Consider the following 20,227-nt stretch of genomic DNA (forward strand, 5'->3'; position numbering starts at 1 on the left):
GATGCCCCAGTTAGTCTTTCTTCCCCATGCTGAATTGTGCCCAGATGGTGCAGTGCTTGAGGCCAATGTTGGTGAGACAATTCTCGATGTAGCGCTGCGTAACGGCATTAATATCGAACATGCGTGTGAAAAGTCCTGTGCTTGCACTACGTGTCACTGTATCGTCCGTGAAGGTTTTAACGATCTTGAGCCAAGTGATGAACTTGAAGATGACATGCTTGATAAAGCATGGGGGTTAGAGCCCGAAAGTCGTCTATCTTGCCAGGCTAAAGTAGTTGATAGTGACATGGTGATTGAAATTCCTAAATACACAGTTAATATGGTCAGCGAAGGCAATTAATTGTGTTGTAGTATGATGAAAACCAGTCCAAGCGACTGGTTTTTTACTTTTGGCGTTGAGCATTTGTGCAACTAACCTTGTCTATGTCTCTAGTTGTTTGATTTATCCCTGCGCAGGCGTATTATGCGCTCAAAATTAATGGTTGCCGGAGACCTGAATGAAAATAGCGATCTTATCGCAAGGGCCTGAGTTATATTCAACAAAGCGACTCGTTGAAGCGGCTCAATTACGTGGTCATGAAGTACACGTAATCAATCCCTTAGAATGTTATATGAATATCAACATGCGGCAATCGAGTATCCATATCGGTGGACGCGAGTTACCTGCATTTGATGCCGTGATCCCCCGCATTGGGGCATCGATCACTTTTTATGGCTCAGCGGTATTGCGCCAGTTTGAGATGATGGGTGTGTATGCCCTAAATGATTCTGTTGGGATCTCGCGTTCACGTGACAAATTGCGTTCTATGCAGTTGATGTCACGCCGCGGTATTGGCTTACCCATTACTGGTTTTGCCAATAAACCGAGTGATATTCCTGACTTAATTGATATGGTGGGTGGGGCGCCGTTAGTCATCAAGCTACTTGAAGGTACCCAAGGAATTGGCGTGGTATTAGCCGAGACGCGTAAAGCGGCAGAGAGTGTGATTGAAGCCTTTATGGGCCTTAAAGCTAACATCATGGTGCAGGAATATATCAAAGAAGCCAATGGTGCCGATATTCGTTGTTTCGTGCTTGGCGATAAAGTGATTGCAGCCATGAAGCGTCAAGCGATGCCCGGTGAGTTTCGTTCTAACTTGCATCGCGGTGGCACGGCAAGTTTAGTTAAATTAACCCCAGAGGAACGCTCAGTTGCTATCCGCGCGGCTAAGACTATGGGATTAAATGTGGCTGGTGTTGATTTACTGCGTTCAAACCACGGACCTGTGATTATGGAAGTTAACTCATCCCCAGGGCTTGAAGGCATTGAAGGCGCCACCACAAAAGATGTGGCGGGTGCTATTATTGATTTTGTTGAAAAAAATGCGATTAAAGTGAAAAAAGTGACTCAAGCGCAGGGTTAATATTTTGCCCTTGAGTATTAATATGTGTCATATCAACACTTAGGCATTTTCTGATGGAATGCTTTATTGTTCAGTTATCCCTGTAGGGTTGAAGCAACATAGCCTGACTTCATTGATGGGCATATTTTAATGTGAGCCAAATTGTCTTTTAGAAGATTATTTGAAGTGATACATCTCACGATTTTGCGGAGCCGTAAGCGATATTTAGTAAGAATTTGATCACAGTCAAGTTCACCGTAAATGAATCTTGTACCTTGTTATAACTTGGTTAAGTATTTTAGATTATTTACGTTGTTATCGCAGTCGCAATCGCAAGGATGTCCACATGAAAATTTTACTTATATTGTTATGCGCACTTGTTCCCTCCATGGTTTGGGCTCACCCCGGCCATGGTGGTGTCGGTTTATTTCATCACTTGCTAGATCTTGCTCCCGCAGTCATCTTAGTAGCTTTGATTGTGTGGGCGGGTATGTGGGCCAAGAATAGAAAATAAGCATATTTTTAATGAGTTTGCATTCCTCGCTAAGGTTTTTAATCCTAGTGAGGGTCTTGTGTATGCGTAAACTGATTATCAATAAGACAAATGAACATAAAATCTCAGACTAATTTGCTATAAAGATAGGATTTAGCATTTAAATTTCGTATAATCCGCGCGAATTTTTTAACTTGCTCACTAAAGGAAGCTCTTCATGGCGATCGAACGCACATTTTCTATAATTAAGCCAGATGCTGTTGCAAAAAACCACATTGGTGCTATCTACAATCGTTTTGAAACTGCAGGTCTACAGATCGTTGCAGCAAAAATGCTTCACCTAACAAAAGAACAAGCTGAAGGTTTCTATGCTGAGCATAGCGAGCGTGGTTTCTTTGGTGATCTTGTTGCATTCATGACTTCTGGCCCAATCATGGTCCAAGTGTTAGAAGGCGAAAATGCTGTTTTAGCTCACCGTGAAATTTTAGGTGCAACTAACCCAGCTCAAGCCGCTCCTGGTACTATCCGTGCTGATTTTGCTGAAAGCATTGACGAAAATGCGGCTCACGGTTCTGATGCGGTTGAATCTGCAGCGCGTGAAATTGCTTACTTCTTTAGCGCTGAAGAACTGTGCCCACGCACACGTTAATTCAATGCTAAGACTAAAAAAGGAGCCTATGGCTCCTTTTTTATTGGCATTTTTTCAATTTTATAGCTTGAAATGTAGTTTCCCGGCCCTATATCTATTGCAGGATCGCTCTATGAGGATCTTAGTGTTAAGTCTGTGCCGCAAGGACAGGCTCTTTAACCCGGCGAGACCTGATATGTTTTCATCGTGAAAACAGTCCGCCAATTCTCCATATTGCTTAAGACAAGGATATGAATATGCGTAATTATGATTTAACTCCACTTTACCGTAGTGCCATTGGTTTCGATCGTTTAGCGCAATTAGCAGAGCATGCTGCCGCCAATAATGGCAACACAGGTTATCCTCCATATAATATTGAATTATTAGGCGAAAATCGTTATCGCATTACGATGGCCGTCGCTGGATTTTCCATGGGAGAACTTGAAATTAGCAGTGAAGGTGAAAAATTATTGGTCAAAGGCAATAAAGCTGAAATCCAATCTGAACGTAAATACCTGTACCAAGGTATTGCAGAACGCGGTTTTGAGCGTACCTTCCAACTTGCTGATTATGTTACCGTATTGGGTGCAAGTTTAGAGAATGGCTTATTGAATATCGATCTGGTACGTGAGATCCCTGAAGCGTTAAAACCACGCAAGATTGAGATCAGCTCATCGCGCTTACTCGATAATCAATCATAACTGACTTAGCGGTAACCGCTTAAATAGAAAGGGGAGCATTATGCTCCCCTTTCTATTGTGGCTTTGTATTGGTGTTATGGAAAGTTAAGCTTTCATCGCCTTTTCACCGCGGGCGAGACCTACCACGCCTGAGCGAGAAACTTCGACTAATTTTGTGACTTCAGCCAGAGCATGGATAAAGGCATCGAGCTTGTCTGACGTGCCGACCATTTGGATGGTGTATAAATTGGCTGTGACATCAACAATCTGACCGCGGAAGATATCCGCCATGCGCTTAACCTCTTCCCTAAACTCACCTTGAGCACGGACTTTAACCAGTGCTAATTCACGCTCAATGTAAGCAGACTCGGTAATATTGGAGACTTTTAAGACATCGATTAATTTATGCAGCTGCTTTTCGATTTGCTCTAGCACCATTTCATCGGCAACGACTGTGATGTTAAGACGCGATAGGGTGATATCGTCCGTTGGCGCCACGGTTAAACTTTCAATGTTATAACCGCGCTGTGAAAATAATCCGACCACACGAGAAAGGGCGCCGGATTGGTTTTCTAATAATACAGATATAATTCGACGCATTAGCATTGCTCCGTCTTGGTTAGCCACATTTCATTCATTGCACCACCGCGGATCAACATGGGGTATACATGCTCAGTTTCGTCCACCATGATGTCGATAAAGACTAATTTGTCTTTCATCGCCAGTGCTTCAGCCATTTTTGATTCAAGTTCTGCTGGATCGCTAATTGTCATACCAACGTGACCATAGGCCTCGGCAATTTTGGCAAAATTTGGCACTGAATCCATATAGGAATGTGAGTGACGGCCAGAGTAAATCATGTCCTGCCATTGTTTAACCATGCCAAGAAAGCGATTGTTTAAGTTGATAATTTTAACCGGCGTATCATATTGCAATGCGGTCGAAAGCTCTTGGATGTTCATCTGGATTGAACCATCACCCGTGACACACACAACAGTGGCATCAGGCATGGCCATTTTTACGCCCATCGCGGCGGGTAGACCAAACCCCATCGTGCCTAAACCACCGGAGTTTATCCAGCGGCGCGGCTTATCAAACGGATAATATAAGGCGGCAAACATTTGATGTTGGCCAACGTCAGAGGCAACATAGGCATCGCCATTGGTCAGCTTGTATAGGGTTTCAATGACTTGTTGTGGCTTAATGCGGCCACTTTTTTTGTCATAGGCCAGACAATCACGGCTGCGCCATTGCTCAATATCATTCCACCAAGTTGCAATGGCTTCGCTGTCGTTGTGTTCGTTCGATTCATCTAACAGTGCCAACATGCTGTCTAGAATACTGTCGGCCGAACCCACGATAGGAATATCCACGTGAATGGTTTTCGAAATAGAAGAGGGATCGATGTCGATATGCAAAATGGTCGCATTAGGACAATATTTTTCCACATTATTGGTGGTTCTATCATCAAAACGTACGCCGATACCAAAGATTAAATCGCAGTTATGCATCGTCATGTTGGCTTCGTAGCGACCGTGCATCCCCAGCATGCCTAAACTGTTTTTGTGAGTGCTTGGAAAGGCGCCAAGCCCCATTAGCGTGCTAACAACAGGAATATTCAGTCTCTCAGCTAATTGTAAAATTTGCTTATCACAACCTGAGATAATGGCGCCGCCACCGACATAGAGCACAGGCTTTTTAGCCGCTAATAGTGCCTGTAGTCCACGACGGATCTGTCCTTTATGCCCTGATGTTGTCGGGTTGTATGAGCGCATTTTCACGCTTTCGGGATAAATATATTCGTGCAGCAGCGCTGGGTTTAAGCAATCTTTTGGTAGGTCTACAACCACAGGCCCAGGACGGCCAGTAGAGGCAATATAAAAGGCTTTTTTTATCGTTTCAGGGATTTGAGTGGGATCTTTAACTAAAAAGCTGTGTTTGACCACTGGACGAGAGATACCGATCATATCGCATTCTTGGAAGGCGTCATTACCGATAAGGTTGCTCGGCACTTGACCCGATAATACCACTAGGGGAATAGAATCCATGTAGGCGGTGGCAATACCGGTAATCGCGTTGGTGGCACCGGGTCCTGAGGTGACTAATACCACGCCCACTTTACCCGTAGCACGGGCGTAGCCATCGGCCATGTGTACGGCAGCTTGTTCGTGACGAACGAGTATGTGTTCAATACCGGGGATAACGTGCAGGGCATCGTAGATATCTAAAACTGAACCGCCAGGATAGCCGAAAATGTGCTTTACGCCTTCATCAATCAAAGAACGCACTATCATACTGGCGCCGGATAACATTTCCATGTAAAACTCCTATTGCATAGTACCGTTACGGTAAACAGTAACTTGTTACAGCGACGGTAATCGCTCTAAAATTAAGCCTGAACGGTAATCCAGACTACAAAATGCGGCATCGACTTTGTAAAAGGCAAGTGACTTATCCCTTAGGATGCTGCGACTGTTGCAATGAACAGAGTTTCATCATATTCAAAAAATGCTATAACTCAAGACTTTTATCTAAAAATTAACCAACTTGAAACAATTTCATGTTTGAATAGCGCTAGAATGCGTAAATAAGAGTAAGTGATGTTGAGTGTATGTTTTTTATTTACTTACTTTCAATAGGTTATATTTTTAATGAGCAAAAAAGGCACTAGAAGTGCCTTTTTTGTATAGGACCTTAAATAAGGGATGCCTTAACTAATGATTATTTTATGCTCTTAATTTGTTGCTTTTATGTGTATTAATGTGAGTTTCTTATTTAGCATAACATCCTGACTCATAAGATCTCGGTATCTGATAGTGGTTAAATCGTTGGCGGTAGTTGATGTTTTGGGCGATTAAACTGACAAATCCCAACTAATAAAATCGCCGCTAACATGAGTGCGGCAAAGGGGACTGCTGTGCCATCATAGAACACCGCTAATAATGGCCCCGCTAACGCGCCACAGCCAAATCTTAAAGTGCCAATAACCGCTGTTGCCGTGCCGGTTTCTTGTTTGAACTTCATCAGCACTATCGCATCGGCGTTGACCGACATCACCCCTAGGCTGCCCATCAAAGGAATAAGCATGATCACGGTAAAATGATAACTCATACCGAGTAGGTTGACGGTTAATAAACCGACTCCCGCAATGGCGCCAAAAAAGGTCGATACATGCAACATACGCAGCGAGCCATAACGGCTCACAATGCGAGTATTGATGATATTTGCTAACATCAAGGCACCAACGTTGGTGCTAAATAAGATGGCGAAATAGGATTTATCTAGGGCAAAGACTTCCATATAAACGAAGGGTGATGCGGTGAGATAACAGAAAAAAGCAAAGGAGGTCAGTACGCCGCTGGCAATATTTAATTTAACGCCTTGGCGACTCAGTACGGTTGCATAGGCGCCAAGGAACGATTTTTGGCTGCGGGTCTCCATATCTTTATCACTGGGCATTTTCAGCGCAAACAGCACTAGCAAAAGTAAGGTGACAGCATAAGCTGATTGAATAAAGAAAATTAAATGCCAATCACCCAGTTCAAGAATCACGCTACCAATACTCGGCGCTAATAACGGCGCTAACATCATGATTAAACTCACGTATGACATACCTTTTGCGGTATTGTCGCCATAGACTTCTTTGATGTATCCTGGCACAACCACCGTTGCGGCTGCGCCGATAAAGGCCTGCAAAAAACGCAGCCCTAAAAAGACTTCGACTTGACCCGCAAAACCAATCAGCAAACTGGTTAGCATAAATCCACTTAGCCCAATGATCACCATTGGCCGGCGGCCAATACGATCGGCTAAAGGGCCAAAACACAACATGCCAAGAGCATAACCTGCTAAGTAAATACTCAGGGATTGTTGCACCGTGGTGACATCCGTTTGAAAACTGAGCGCCAATGTCGACATCGCGGGTAAGTACATGTCGATGGCTAATGGGGTGATAGCTACAATCGCCGCAAGCATGGGAATAAGCAGAGCTAAATTCGGTATACGTCTACCGTTATTAGCTGAAGACAGTGATTGTGGGCCCACGGTTACCTCGAGTGATAAAAAATGAAAATAGTTTTCTCAGATTGATTCGGTGATGTAAATTGTCCTATGACAATGTGCAATTACTGCCATGACTATATCAGCCCGTACTTTGTATTAATATCAACGCTATAATTACAACAGTTGACAGGATTTAGGGTAATAGCGTTGCTGATTCATATTGTTTTGGCGTTAAGCAATAGCATAGTAGAGTGCTCAGATAAATAAACCAATCCTTACGGCGATTTCTTTACCACGTTTTACCGCTTAAATTGTAACTAAGATGACTTCCGTGATAATGCGGGCTTTGTGAGGAAATCGCGTAATAGCGTAGTTCTTGATACCAAACATAGTTAAATTATCTGTAGGTGTGAATTAATTTCATCTTATTTTATGTATAATAATCAGTTGTTTTTATGATTTTAATCATCCTTACACCACAGAATAAGCATTTTGCACCAAAGAATGAATTGCCGCTTCGATACAATCAATCGCTTGTTGAAATTGTGCATTATTTTCGGCGCCGCCAAGGCTTAAGCGAATAAAATTATCATGGCAATTAAAGTCATCACCATTACGAATTAATATGCCTTTTGCGGCCAGAGCGGTAACGAGGTGATGCGCTTTAATATCTTCAGGTAGTTGTAACCAGCCGTTGAGTCCTCGCCAAGTCTGGGTTAATCCCAGCCGTTCACCCATAGCAACACAGAGGCGCTGGCGCTGGCGCACTATGGTATCTCTATCTGCGGTGATTTTTCCTTTCTTAATCAACTGACATGCAATTTCAATATTGAGTGGTGACACCATCCAGCATTGGCTATGAATAGCGAGGCGCACTTGGGCGATAAGGGGTTCTGGGACCAGAATAAAACCTTGTCTTAAACCACCAGAAAATAATTTCGATAAGCTAGAAATATAAATGACCCGTGGAATAGCCAGCTGCTTTGCTAATTGCCACAGGGGCGAATGCCATTCTTCGGGCAAACAATAATTAACATCATCTTCAATAATATAGAACTGGTATTGCTCTGCCAGTTCGAGGATTTTTTGTCGCTGCGACTCACTGTATTGGATACAAGTGGGGTTTTGATTATTTAGGGTGAGATAAACTACTTTCGGTGTGTGGATTTGTAGTAATGCCTCAAAGCGGGTGAGATCGACCCCCTCATGAGTGAGCGGTACACCAATACTATTGATACCGAGTTGCTTAGCGCAAATTCTCACACCAGGATAGCTGTATTGCTCGTGTAACAGTACATCATCCGTCTTTAAAAAAGCATTTAAACAGGCAAAAATGGCTTGCTGGCCACCATGGGTAAAAATCAATTGCTCGGGAGTTTGCTCTATTCCACGTTGGTTAAGCCATTGGTGAAAAATTTGTTGGTGTTGATCTAATGGGCTAGCACGATAACCGAGTAATTGACTGAGTTTATTCGGGTCTTTTGCTAATTGGCTGAGGCAATCGCTTAGGGTGCTGATTTGATCTGTGAGTGGCTGTTGGCAGGTCGCCATATTCAGTTGTATGTTACCAATCTCAGGCACCGGGGCGGCATTAACATAGGTACCGTCTCCCACACGCGCTTGCACATAACCCCGTTGCTCCGCTAATGCATAGGCGCGGGTCACAGTGCCAACAGTGATGCCTAAAGCATCGGCTAAACGACGCTGCGGTGGCAGTTTACTGCCTTGGGATAACACCTTGTGTAGTATGCCTTGTTCTATGGCACTGACTAAGCGCTGATATTTAGGGCCTGAAAATTCGGTTAGATCCGGCGTCCAGATTGTACCCATGACAATAAATCCATTGATCTCTAGTATTGTCCGTATATTATTTATTGCATCTGTTTATGTCAATAAATGTATGCATACAATATTAAGGCGATTATGAACACCGCATTACTCTATGATCCACAGTTATGGACTTTGATGGCGTCCACGGGGCTGTTTTGCGCTACCATGACGATGACGCCTGGGCCGAATAATGTGTTATTAGCCAGCTCGGGGGCGCACTTTGGTGTATTGCGTACTGTACCGCATATCACTGGGATCCGCTTGGGCTCGACGTCTTTACATCTTTCGGTATTATTCGGACTCGGGGCCTTGTTCGAAGCACTACCTGTATTACATCAAGTATTAAAGTATTTTGCTTTAGCGTATTTGCTTTATTTAGCTTACAAATTAGTGACCTCACCAGTGAACAATACGCATGTAGATGACGGTAGAAAGCCGATGACGATGATAGAAGCCGCATTATTCCAATGGATTAATCCTAAGTCTTGGATGTCGACAATTACCCTATGCAGTGCTTTTACATTAGGTGGAGATGGTTTTTGGTTAAGTGCTTTTTTGGGGGTGTTGGTGTTTAACTTAGTGGGATTTCCCGCTTCATTCACTTGGGTATTTGTGGGGGCTGCAATCAGTAAAAAACTGAATACCGATAAACGTAAACGCTATTTCAACTGGTTTATGGGCAGTTTATTATTAGTATCACTGCCGATGATCTTGCGCTAATGGCGTTTAATATCACTAAGCTTATCGTTTGTAGAAAAGTTTGCACAAAACAAACTCGAGTAATGATTGGCTTTATGTCATAAGCAACTTAATATTGGTAACTTTTTGAATAAGGATCACTCTAGGTCATCATTTTAGGGGGGGTTATACTCAACCTAAGGCATTTCAAGTATTATTTAACAGAACTCGGGATAATAGCTGTGCTAACGGATTAATCTTATTACCTTATCCACAAAATTAACTCTACAGAGTGATTTTTTCGTTATCAAGGCAAGCTTGCACACCTAATAGCGGGCTATTAGTCGCAAAGTTAATGCAGATAAAGGGAGAACTAACCCGTAGAGACGCAGAGCTTATTCCAAGTTCAGGTTAGTTAACTTGGGAGTGAATATATGGAGGTTATCGCGTGAAGTTTCCCAGTTTAGTCTCGTTTATGCCTGGTTTAGCGCAAATGCTGAAGTATGAAAAACAATGGTTAAGGGATGATGTCCGTGCTGGACTGTCTGTTGCTGCTGTAGCATTACCCGTTGCGATTGCTTATGCCCAATTAACCGGTGTGAATGCCGCTGTTGGCTTGTATTCCTGTGTCTTACCTATGTTGGTGTATGCCTTTTTTGGCACTTCAAGGCAGCTTATCGTGGGGCCTGATGCGGCAACTTGCGCAGTAATTGCGGCTGTGGTTACTCCGCTTGCAGCAGGTGATAGCATGAAGCATTGGCAGTTAGTCATGACCATGACGGCGATGACGGGTTTTTGGTGTCTCATTGCTAGTCGGTTTAAGCTCGGCGTTCTGGCTGATTTTCTTTCGAAGCCGATTCTTATGGGGTTACTTAACGGGGTCGCGATTACCATCATTGTTGGGCAATTTTCAAAAATATTTGGCTTTACTTTTGACGAACGTTATCTCATTGAGCGTCTCACCGGTACGCCTTCTTATTTATCAAAAACCCATTGGCCGACACTGTCGATGGGGATTGTGACGCTGGCAACCTATGCCTTAATTAAACGTTTTCGCCCCCAATGGCCTGCTTCTATGTGCGCAATGGCGATGGCAGCCTTGCTGGTGTGGATGTTTAATCTGACAAGCTTTGATATTAGCGTTGTGGGGGAGGTTACTGCGGGATTACCGTCGTTTCAAGCACCCGCTTTCAATTTGGGTATTGCCCGTGAACTTGTGGTCCCAGCACTTAACTTAGCTATGGTGAGCTTTGTTAGTATGATGCTGACAGCGCGAAGCTTCGCAGCAAAAAATGGTTATGATATCGATGCAGATAAAGAATTTAGGGCGTTAGGGTTAGCCAATATAGCTTCGGCATTATCCCAAGGTTTTGCTGTTAGCGGCGCGGATTCTCGTACCGCTGTTAATGATGCTAATGGCGGTAAAAGTCAGCTAGTGTCTATTATTGCGGCGTTGTTGATTGGTGTCGTGGCATTATTTTTTACCGAGCCGCTAAAGTATATTCCGAGTGCCGCCTTAGGCGTGGTACTGGTGATTGCCTCTATTTCACTCATTGACCTAAAGTCGTTATGGAACCTGCGCATAAGAGACCGTTCTGCTTTTTTATTAGCCTCAATTACGTTGTTTTCGGTGTTGTTTATCGGGGTTATTCCTGGGATAACCTTGGCCGTATTGTTGGGCTTATTCCAATTCTTAGCCACAGTCATGCGCCCAACAGATCAAGTGCTTGGTTTAGATCATAAGGGCGTTATTCGCAGCATTGATGATTCGGATAAAGCTAAATCGGTTCCTGGCGTGTTTATCTATCGGTTTAATTCTCCATTAACCTACTTTAATGCGACCTATTTTAAGCGCCGCTTGTTAGAACGATTTGTACGCGAATCAGAGCCGGTTGATTGCATTATTATTGATGCCGTGCCATGTTTTACACATTTAGATTTAAGTGTGATGGCGATGTTAGCTGATTTACATCAGTTACTTAAAAAGCGTGGGGTGCGTTTAGTGTTAGCGGGGCGTAAGCGACAAATACTGAGTTGGTTCGAGCAAGCGGGTATGCATACCGGAGAAGGAGGGATTTTGATCCGCCCCGATTTATACTTAGCCCTTAAAATGAATCAGAGCTACAAACAGGCGTTGGCAGAAGGCCAAGCCCCAGTGATTCAAAAGGTTCCCGATGACTCAGTATTACTACACAGTCACTTGTAGTTAACACTAAGTTGCTTAAATACAGCTATCGTTAATTCTTGATGATGATACTTTAGTAAAAATAGCGTAACTAAGGTTGCGCTATTTTTTTGCTTGCCAGTAACTTATCAATTGAGTGGTATGAAGTCTTGCTACCTTTTAGTCTTTAAGAATTCTATCTAGCGGAATAAAACCGTGGTAACCATAGTAACCCATAGGGCCGAGTATCAGGCTGAGTAAACACCAGAAGCATTTCTTATTTGTGCTGAGATTGACTCTACTGTTGAAGGCTCGTAAGGCGAATAGACAATGCAATAACAGCAATCCTGTCAGCATAATCATGATGTTGATATCCATATGTTCCAACCTACGTATCCTTGTATTTTATCATTCACGCTCTTGAGACATTAAGAGCGATTGCTTTTTATGTCGCCATGTTGCCAAGTAATCAGCACTTTACTCGAACGGCGTATTAATAGCTATAACATAAAACCATAATAATCCCTTAAATTTATAAACTTATAAATCTCCTAACAAGTAAATTGGCGCATGACTAGCATTCCAGATCACATATTTATGCATGGCGCGAATAAATATCTCGCTCGACATTAATCGCTCTAGCCATGCAGCGACAGCGGGAAAGTCATCACTCAGTGCACGTTTAGTTTCTACTGCGGCAAATTGGCGTACAAAAGGTACAATGGCATAGTCGGCGAGGCGAGGTGTATGGCTCACTAAAAATGGAGTTTTACTAAGGCACTGTTCCAGCTGTATGAGAAAACAGCTCGCCAGTTGGTAATAGTCCGTTTGTGTTTGCTCTGGGTAACGATCGCTATATTTATAGCGGTCAAGCCATGGTTTAAATTGCACATCATTTTGCTCAATAAGTGCTGCCATTTTATCGGCATCAGCAGGGTTTTTATGGCATAACAAATCTAATGGATCGTGCTGCGTGAGTGCCCAGCGCATAATATCAAGACTCTGGGCAATGACATCGCGGTTCGCTAGCACTAATACGGGCACTGTGCCTTTAGGTGACGCGGCCAGCATCTCTAGCGGTTTGGCTTTAAGTGTAATTTCGCGGATTTCTACATTACATTGAGCGAGTAATAATCCAAGACGCGCCCGTATGGCATAGGGGCAGCGGCGGAAAGTATACAGAACGGCTAAAGCCATGCAGGACTCCTCACTTGTGTTATCAGTTTGAAAAAGCCTTGGCAGGAATGCGGCTTATGAAAGGCGCAGATAGTACCGTGTTAATATGCATATTTGTGTTTAATTTGTATTCAATACATTATTTTTATGACTCATATACGTAAAGAATAACAGGCCCTGCATTTTATCTGTGTTTATCTGGCTGTGACTCAGGTAAAATTCTGCGCTATTTTGGGATCTGTAGCAAATCTACAGATGGTTAATGTGTTTATGCACTGGAAATGAAGTTCCAGCCAGCAAAGAGGGTGTTATGGCTAAAGTTGTCGTGTGTGCGTTATATAAATTTGTGTCGTTACCGCATTTTGAATCGATTCGAGCACCGCTGCTCGAGATGATGGAACAGGCCGAAATCAAAGGCACTTTACTACTGGCAAGTGAGGGGATTAATGGCACCGTCGCTGGCAGTGAACAAGCTATCGAAGCACTATTAGTTTGGCTTAATAGCCAAAATGGCCTAGACAAAATTGTTCATAAACTGTCATTTGACGATGAAATGCCGTTCTATCGCACTAAAGTTAAATTGAAAAACGAAATAGTGACTATGGGCATTGAAGGGATTGACCCTTTAAAAGTCGTTGGCACTTACGTTAAGCCGCAAGATTGGAATGCGCTGATCTCAGATCCCGACGTGATTTTAGTCGACACTCGTAACGACTATGAGGTTCAAATCGGCACCTTTAAAAATGCGGTTAATCCAGTAACCGAAACCTTCAGAGAATTCCCTGAATATGTGAAGCAGAATCTTGATCCTGCCAAACATAAAAAAGTGGCTATGTTCTGTACTGGTGGTATTCGCTGTGAGAAATCAACCGCGTATTTGAAAGAGCAAGGCTTTGATGAGGTGTATCATCTCGAAGGCGGCATTCTAAAATACCTTGAAGAAGTTAAAGCAGAAGAAAGCCTGTGGGAAGGCGAGTGTTTCGTATTCGATAATCGTGTTGCGGTAAATCATGATTTAAAGAAAGGCCAATATGATCAATGTAATGCTTGTCGTATGCCCATCACAGAAGTTGAGAAACAGAGCCCTGCCTATGTGCAAGGCGTGAGTTGTCCGCATTGTATTGATAAGATTTCCGACGAGCAGCGTAAACGTTTTGTTGAGCGTGAACGCCAAGTGAATCTGGCAAAAGCCCGTAATGAAGCGCATATCGGCAGCGATGTAAATCAAGTGATTGAAGCCCGCCGCGAGCAGAAAGAAGCGCAGCGTCGACTCGCCGCTGAGAAAAATAACGCGAAAAAATCACCAGTGGTATAAAGCATACTGCATGAGTCATTAATATAATGTGCACTGTGGCCCGACTTGTTCGGGCCATTTTTTCATTCTTTATTGTGTGTTTGCGCGAAAAGACCCGCTACAACAATTGGCTTTAAAGCATTTTGGTTGAATTATTTTATTAAAAAAGCGCATTTAGCGCCTTTTTAAAAATAAAATAAACACGCTTAAGCACTGATTACTCTTTGCGATCCTTTGTATTAGGCTCTGAACTCGTCTCTGTCGCTGAGGTTGGCTGTAATGATGTGTCATTATCTGCTTCACTAGGCGTTTTATCAGGATCGTCATCGCTTGTCTTTATCTGTTTATCTTTGTCATGCTGACCAAATTGCGGCAGCTTAAACTTAGCACTGTATTTGAGTGCGGCAAGATTACTGGCAATGACACCAAGGATCAAAATAATCAGGATCCAAACTTCTAAGGTTGACATACTCAGCTCCTATTTCAAAAAGACCAACAATGCAATTACTTAGCCGCTAATCTTTGCTCACATTTACGAATGTCATCTGGCACATCGACTTCGACGGAATCAAAATCGCTAATAGCTATTTTGATCTTATAACCATGCTCTAGGGCGCGTAATTGTTCAAGTTTTTCCAGTTCTTCTAGGCGACCTAATGGCAGCGCGGCAAAAGCTTGTACGAATTTGCGGGTATAAGCGTAAACGCCTAAATGCTTATAAACAGGGTAATCTTGCGTATCACGACCAAAGGGAATGCGAGCACGAGAGAAATACAGGGCAAAGTCGTTGTTATCAAAAACCATCTTCACATGCATTGGGTCATCAAGCTCAGCTTTATTATCAATCACTAAACCTAAAGTGGCCATTTCAAACTCACCAGGCTGATCTTTAAATAGATTGATTAACTGTTCAATAGAAGTGGGATTAATTAGTGGCTGATCGCCTTGCAGGTTGATCACCAAGTCGTCATCTTTTAGCCCTAAGAGACTTATCGCTTCATTGATACGATCTGTACCTGATGCTGCATCTGGGCTGGTCATAACAACATTGCCGCCAAATCCTTCAACAACAGACTTAATGCGATCATCATCGGTCGCGACATAAATGTTAGTCAGACCTTTGGCTAACGATGCGCGTTCATACACATGTTGGATCATAGGTTTGCCATTAATCAGCGCTAAGGGTTTACCCGGAAAGCGGCTTGAAGCATAACGAGCGGGGATTAAAAGAGTAACATTCATCAAATTATCCTATTTTTATCAAATGCATACAGTTTAGTCAGCAAAAGAGCTCGTAATGAGCGCTTTTGATATGTAATAGAGCCTAGATGCGGCAGAAAAAAGTCGTCAACATGTTGCCTATGATTTCCTACGCTTATGTCTCTATTATTGAAAGTAGAGTATGTAACCTGAACTCGGGATAAGCTCTGCGTCTCTACAGGCTATTTTTCCCTTTATCTGCGTTAACTTTGCTACTAATAGCCCGCTATTAGGTACACAAACTTGCCTTGATAACGAAAAACTCACTCTGTAGAGTTAATGTTGTGAATAAGGTAATAAGATTAATCAGTTACCACAGCCACTATCCAGAGTTCAGGTTATGTAGGGTTTTCTTTAGCGTTTTGACGTATAGGCGGATTATAACTGGGGTAAAAGCCCCTTGCGATGTTTAATTGTTAAAAGTAGCCATGTAAGAATAAAACCTGCACAGAGGCAGGTTTTATTTAATTTTTACACGAACTTAGCATGATGACACCCGCCCAAAAGCGAATCATTAGCGTGGATGGGCTAATCCATGTTCGCGGTCAACCGTGACATCTAAATCGGTGAGTAAGCCGTTATCAATACCGTAAATCCAGCCATGCACTGCAACTTCTTGGCCGCGATCCCATGCTTCCTGCACTATGGTTGAACTGGTAACATTAGCAACTTGCTCAATGACGTTAAGTTCGCACAGGCGATCAAAACGTTTGGCTTCATCCATCTGTAACAATTCTTCTTGATAGATACGGTAAATATCTCGTAAATGCCCGAGCCAGTTATCGATAAGCCCTAAGCGTTGCTGACCCATAGCGGCGCGCACGCCACCACAACCATAGTGACCGACAACCATAATGTGCTTCACTTTGAGTACATCAACGGCATATTGCAGTACTGATAAGCAGTTAAGATCGGTATGGATCACCATGTTAGCGATATTACGGTGAACAAAGACTTCACCAGGCATAAGATCGATAATTTGGTTAGACGGTACGCGACTATCTGAGCAGCCAATCCACAGGTATTCAGGATGTTGCTGTTTAGCTAATTGTTCAAAGAAATCAGGGGTTTCTTGACGTATACGTCCGGCCCAGCGGCGGTTATTGTCAAATAGCGGTTTAAGTAGTTTCATTGTAACCTATTGTTTTGTTGACACATAAAAGTCTTATGACGCTCTAGCTCTTGCTGGTAGCACTATTTTAGCAAGAGTATAGCAGTAAATTTTTCTGTGCTGGTCTATCCAATTCGTGACAACATTAACGGATTGAATCTTAATGATGTTTGCTATTTTTATAACATAGGCCCCTTATATGGGGCGGTTTTATAAATAACGCGCGAGAAAGGTGACTAAATGTTGATTGATAAACTCAGCTTGCTCAAGCGTTGAAATGTGTCCTGCTGACGGAATATGCACCAGTTGGCTACCATCAATACTATCACTCATCAAATAGCTTTCTAATACACTACGTACCTTATCCTCAACCCCCGCCATGATAAGGCAAGGTAGCGTAAACTGCTCAGCATATTCTATCGTATCGCGTCGACCAAAAATCATCCGTCCCAGTTTAACGATTGTCGAGATTTTTTCTACGGTGATATTTGCCAGAGAGTGCTTAAAAGCGGCGACACGCTCAGGTGCGTTATCTATGGCATGATTAGCGAAAAACAAGGGTGAAATGGTACTGATAAGCGCCGCAGGCATCGCATTCGCTGTAGCGATAGTATCCAGCATGGAATAATATTTAGCACGAGTCACTTCGGGTTCAAAACCAATAAAACTGTTTAGCATGACTAAAGTGCTAACTCTAGCTGGCGCTTTTAGCACCAGTTCCGCGCCCCACATCGCGCCAACAGAAAGCCCAATAATACTAAAGTTATCAATATCGAGGGTATCCATTAAGGCCAACATATGATCGGCAATATCGACTAGGGTCGTGCAGTTATCGGGGAGTAAATCTGACTGACCATGGCCCCAAAGTTCTGGCACTATGCAGCGGTAATGGGCACTTAACACCGCGATTTGTGGCGCCCACATGGCGCTATCCCATAAATAACTGTGACCGAACAACAATACTGGGCCAGTACCGATATCGAGATAACTTAAATTACGCTCGGCAATAGTACATTGTTGATAGTGTGAAGAAAAATCCATAAAACCTACTTAATCAAATATATCATTATGTTAAGCTCCAACCTTGACGATGTTATTGGCCTAACCTTGGCGAACACTCGTAGTTAGGGCTGGGCGATACGTAGTACGTATTCATCTACGAGCGCATCTAAGCGGACAAGTACAGCATGTTTGAGCAACATATCACTGTCGGCTAATAGGATGGCCAATTCAGTGCGATCAAATTGAGGCAATAGTAATTGTGATTCGGGGAAATAACTGATGTGCCAAGGCTCAGGGCTCACCGCACTTTGTCCACGTTGGAAGGGAAAATAAAAGCCAAAATCATAGGCATTTTCTAGCAACCAAGCATGCAGTTTGGCGCAGGGGCCATCTTCGACATATTCTGCTTCAATAAGACGCAGCGCTTTGACATCAATCGTCGCCGCATCGAATACATCAAGATCAGTGCCCCAGTGATGGCGGGATGCGCCCGGAAGCGCCGACCAGAGTAAAATCAAGTCGACGATGGCATCATCATTCAGCCCCTGAATATTTACCACTTGTTCATCAATATCCAACACCGCACGTTTGCCGCTGGCCTTAGCATTCCAAATAGCGAGTTGCCTTTCAAATGGTCTGTAGGCGGAGCAGATAGCCAGTTTTATGCCCGCTTCGTTAGCTTTTGCCGCCATCGCATTAAAGGCAATAGCGGTGTTGGCCTCTAACCAAAAGCTATGATACCCACGATGATGTGGACTTAAATACTCCACTAAGTCTGAGGAGGTTAAGCCATAAAGCCGTGCATTTTCGGGGCGGATATTAAGATGTGCTAGCACAGCAGTTGTTCCAAGATAATTTCATAACACAGGGCTAACTGTTCAAGGTCATCCACTTTAACGCATTCATTTACTTTGTGAATGGTGGCGTTAACTGGGCCCAGTTCTAACACTTTAGCACCCGTTGGCGCGATAAAACGTCCGTCTGATGTGCCGCCTGTGGTCTGTGGATCGGTTTCATAACCAGTGACTTGGCGAATCGCGTGACGCGTCGCATCAAGTAATGGACCATCGCCGGTTAAAAATGGTAGGCCATTGAAAATCCAGCTAATATCGTAATCTAGCTCATGGGCTTTCAATAAGGCTTCAACCCGCTCAATCAAGATGTCGGCGGTCACTTCGGTGGAGTAACGGAAGTTAAACATCACGTCCAGTGCGCCGGGGATCACATTCGATGCGCCGGTGCCGCCATTAATATTGGCGATTTGGAAGCTGGTGGGCGGAAAGAACTCATTGCCATTATCCCAGTGCATTTGGCTCAGCTCGGTTAAGAAAGGCGCGGCTTTGTGGATTGGATTATCGGCAAGGTGTGGATAGGCCACGTGGCCTTGAATGCCTTTCACGGTTAAGTTGCCTGTTAAACTGCCGCGGCGACCATTTTTGACCACATCGCCCAGCTTTAGGGTAGATGAAGGCTCGCCGACTAACGCCCAGGTAATCTTCTCGTTGCGGGCCTCTAAGGTATCAATGACCCGCGTTGTGCCGTTGATGAATGGGCCTTCTTCATCGCTGGTAATCAAAAAGGCGATAGAACCATGGTGATCGGGATGTTTTGCGACAAAGCGTTCGGTGGCAATGATCATTGCCGCCAGTGAACCTTTCATATCTGCCGCGCCGCGGCCATATAAATAACCATCGATAATAGTGGGCACAAAAGGCGGCGTGTGCCAGCGACTCACATCGCCTGTTGGAACCACATCTGTGTGGCCTGCAAAACAAAATAGTGGACCTTTATTGCCACGCCGTGCCCACATATTAGTGGTGTCTTCAAATATCATCGCTTCGATATTAAAGCCGAGTGTACTTAATCGTTCTGCCATTAAGGTTTGGCAGCCTTCATCAAGCGGTGTCACCGAAGGGCGAGCGATTAATGCTTTGGTGAGTTCAGTTACGGGGTAATTATCAGCTGACATCATAGCGAGAATACTCTTTTATAATCGGCCTCGTTAAAACCCACTAATATGTGTTCACCGACAGCAAGGACGGGGCGCTTGATAAGTGTTGGCTGCGCTAACATGAGTTTAATGGCTTTGATTTGATTAATATCGGTTTTATCTGCGTCACTAAGTGCGCGAAAGCTAGTACTGCGCTTATTGAATACGGTTTCCCAACCTAAGGTGTTGCACCAGAGTTCGAGGTCTTCTTGACGTAAGCCGTCATCTCTAAAATCGTGGAAATTAACTGGCAGTTGATGATTTTCAATCCATTTACGTGCTTTACGCACTGTATCGCAATTCTTAATACCGTAGAGGGTCAAAATGATGCTCCAGTGTAGATGGACGCTTGGCTAGCAAGCATTGTTTTTGCAGGCAATGTGTCACATGTAACTAGTGCGATATGCGACCAAAAGACAACACAATTTATTCTTAGCTTTTTCAGGCATTTATCACGATATTGTTTATTTATCCTAAAAACATAAAGGGCGCTTATCATGGGAATCGCTCCCCCAACTATATTGTCTGGTAAATCAT

General features: G+C 43.6%; 21 protein-coding genes. 8 read left to right on the forward strand and 13 right to left on the reverse strand.

Annotated features, from left to right (window positions below):
- The first annotated feature begins 1 nt into the window (after position 1).
- The 5 genes from fdx (at position 2) to ACRN9H_RS03675 (ending at position 3,204) form a co-directional block, all read left to right on the forward strand.
- The gene (gene fdx / locus ACRN9H_RS03655) at positions 2 to 340 is read left to right on the forward strand and encodes an ISC system 2Fe-2S type ferredoxin (protein WP_076500317.1); all 339 of its coding nucleotides are present in this window, start codon (positions 2 to 4) and stop codon (positions 338 to 340) included.
- A 157-nt stretch (positions 341 to 497) separates the two neighbouring features.
- Positions 498 to 1,403 (forward strand): 30S ribosomal protein S6--L-glutamate ligase, encoded by a 906-nt coding sequence (gene rimK, locus ACRN9H_RS03660; RefSeq protein ID WP_220773516.1) that lies wholly within the window; start codon positions 498 to 500, stop codon positions 1,401 to 1,403.
- Positions 1,404 to 1,728: 325 nt separating this feature from the next.
- Positions 1,729 to 1,896 carry a hypothetical protein gene (locus tag ACRN9H_RS03665; RefSeq protein ID WP_432312505.1) on the forward strand — a complete coding sequence of 56 codons (168 nt, stop codon included), beginning with the start codon at positions 1,729 to 1,731 and terminating at the stop codon, positions 1,894 to 1,896.
- Positions 1,897 to 2,092: 196 nt separating this feature from the next.
- The gene (ndk, locus tag ACRN9H_RS03670) at positions 2,093 to 2,524 is read left to right on the forward strand and encodes a nucleoside-diphosphate kinase (protein ID WP_076500319.1); all 432 of its coding nucleotides are present in this window, start codon (positions 2,093 to 2,095) and stop codon (positions 2,522 to 2,524) included.
- A gap of 236 nt (positions 2,525 to 2,760) precedes the next feature.
- Positions 2,761 to 3,204, forward strand: coding sequence for an Hsp20 family protein (locus tag ACRN9H_RS03675; protein WP_432312506.1), 444 nt, complete (start codon positions 2,761 to 2,763; stop codon positions 3,202 to 3,204).
- A gap of 84 nt (positions 3,205 to 3,288) precedes the next feature.
- On the opposite strand, the gene ilvN is transcribed toward ACRN9H_RS03675, so the two are convergent.
- From ilvN to ACRN9H_RS03695, 4 genes are all read right to left on the reverse strand, one after another.
- Positions 3,289 to 3,783 carry an acetolactate synthase small subunit gene (ilvN, locus tag ACRN9H_RS03680; RefSeq protein ID WP_220775016.1) on the reverse strand — a complete coding sequence of 165 codons (495 nt, stop codon included), beginning with the start codon at positions 3,781 to 3,783 and terminating at the stop codon, positions 3,289 to 3,291.
- Entirely contained in the window at positions 3,783 to 5,501 is a 1,719-nt protein-coding gene (locus ACRN9H_RS03685) for an acetolactate synthase 3 large subunit (RefSeq protein WP_432312507.1), read from the reverse strand. The genes ilvN and ACRN9H_RS03685 overlap by 1 nt, the downstream gene beginning before the upstream one ends.
- 502 nt (positions 5,502 to 6,003) lie before the next feature.
- Positions 6,004 to 7,227: a multidrug effflux MFS transporter gene (locus tag ACRN9H_RS03690; protein WP_432312508.1), complete on the reverse strand. Its 1,224-nt coding sequence runs from the start codon at positions 7,225 to 7,227 to the stop codon at positions 6,004 to 6,006.
- A gap of 429 nt (positions 7,228 to 7,656) precedes the next feature.
- A complete protein-coding gene (locus ACRN9H_RS03695; protein WP_432312509.1) occupies positions 7,657 to 9,015 on the reverse strand; it encodes a PLP-dependent aminotransferase family protein in 1,359 nt (452 codons plus the stop codon).
- Positions 9,016 to 9,108: 93 nt separating this feature from the next.
- Here ACRN9H_RS03695 and ACRN9H_RS03700 point away from each other — a divergent pair, with 93 nt between their 5' ends.
- The gene (locus ACRN9H_RS03700) at positions 9,109 to 9,735 is read left to right on the forward strand and encodes a LysE family translocator (protein ID WP_432312510.1); all 627 of its coding nucleotides are present in this window, start codon (positions 9,109 to 9,111) and stop codon (positions 9,733 to 9,735) included.
- Between the two features lie 406 nt (positions 9,736 to 10,141).
- Positions 10,142 to 11,899 carry a SulP family inorganic anion transporter gene (locus ACRN9H_RS03705; protein WP_432312511.1) on the forward strand — a complete coding sequence of 586 codons (1,758 nt, stop codon included), beginning with the start codon at positions 10,142 to 10,144 and terminating at the stop codon, positions 11,897 to 11,899.
- Positions 11,900 to 12,037: 138 nt separating this feature from the next.
- On the opposite strand, the gene ACRN9H_RS03710 is transcribed toward ACRN9H_RS03705, so the two are convergent.
- The gene (locus tag ACRN9H_RS03710; protein WP_432312512.1) at positions 12,038 to 12,235 is read right to left on the reverse strand and encodes a hypothetical protein; all 198 of its coding nucleotides are present in this window, start codon (positions 12,233 to 12,235) and stop codon (positions 12,038 to 12,040) included.
- A gap of 162 nt (positions 12,236 to 12,397) precedes the next feature.
- On the reverse strand, positions 12,398 to 13,054 hold the full coding sequence (locus tag ACRN9H_RS03715) for a glutathione S-transferase (protein ID WP_432312513.1): 657 nt from the start codon (positions 13,052 to 13,054) through the stop codon (positions 12,398 to 12,400).
- Positions 13,055 to 13,343: 289 nt separating this feature from the next.
- On the opposite strand from ACRN9H_RS03715, the gene ACRN9H_RS03720 reads away from it, so the two are divergent.
- On the forward strand, positions 13,344 to 14,348 hold the full coding sequence (locus ACRN9H_RS03720) for a rhodanese-related sulfurtransferase (protein WP_432312514.1): 1,005 nt from the start codon (positions 13,344 to 13,346) through the stop codon (positions 14,346 to 14,348).
- 196 nt (positions 14,349 to 14,544) lie between these two features.
- Here ACRN9H_RS03720 and ACRN9H_RS03725 read toward each other — a convergent pair whose 3' ends face one another.
- The 7 genes from ACRN9H_RS03725 to ACRN9H_RS03755 form a co-directional block, all read right to left on the reverse strand.
- Entirely contained in the window at positions 14,545 to 14,796 is a 252-nt protein-coding gene (locus tag ACRN9H_RS03725; protein WP_432312515.1) for a DUF2897 family protein, read from the reverse strand.
- Positions 14,797 to 14,831: 35 nt separating this feature from the next.
- Positions 14,832 to 15,569: an 8-amino-3,8-dideoxy-manno-octulosonate cytidylyltransferase KdsB gene (gene kdsB / locus ACRN9H_RS03730; protein WP_432312516.1), complete on the reverse strand. Its 738-nt coding sequence runs from the start codon at positions 15,567 to 15,569 to the stop codon at positions 14,832 to 14,834.
- 532 nt (positions 15,570 to 16,101) lie between these two features.
- Entirely contained in the window at positions 16,102 to 16,719 is a 618-nt protein-coding gene (gene can / locus ACRN9H_RS03735) for a carbonate dehydratase (protein ID WP_076500346.1), read from the reverse strand.
- A 189-nt stretch (positions 16,720 to 16,908) separates the two neighbouring features.
- The gene (locus ACRN9H_RS03740; RefSeq protein ID WP_432312517.1) at positions 16,909 to 17,739 is read right to left on the reverse strand and encodes an alpha/beta fold hydrolase; all 831 of its coding nucleotides are present in this window, start codon (positions 17,737 to 17,739) and stop codon (positions 16,909 to 16,911) included.
- Between the two features lie 83 nt (positions 17,740 to 17,822).
- Positions 17,823 to 18,536 (reverse strand): M15 family metallopeptidase, encoded by a 714-nt coding sequence (locus ACRN9H_RS03745; protein ID WP_432312518.1) that lies wholly within the window; start codon positions 18,534 to 18,536, stop codon positions 17,823 to 17,825.
- Positions 18,530 to 19,669, reverse strand: a complete 1,140-nt coding sequence (gene dapE, locus ACRN9H_RS03750) for a succinyl-diaminopimelate desuccinylase (RefSeq protein WP_432312533.1) — start codon at positions 19,667 to 19,669, stop codon at positions 18,530 to 18,532. Before dapE ends, ACRN9H_RS03745 begins: the two co-directional genes overlap by 7 nt.
- The gene (locus ACRN9H_RS03755) at positions 19,669 to 20,013 is read right to left on the reverse strand and encodes an ArsC family reductase (protein ID WP_432312519.1); all 345 of its coding nucleotides are present in this window, start codon (positions 20,011 to 20,013) and stop codon (positions 19,669 to 19,671) included. Before ACRN9H_RS03755 ends, dapE begins: the two co-directional genes overlap by 1 nt.
- Positions 20,014 to 20,227 lie beyond the last annotated feature (214 nt).

Origin of the sequence: Shewanella sp. MF08487 (assembly GCF_050848685.1) — a bacterium.
GTDB lineage: Bacteria > Pseudomonadota > Gammaproteobacteria > Enterobacterales > Shewanellaceae > Shewanella > Shewanella glacialipiscicola.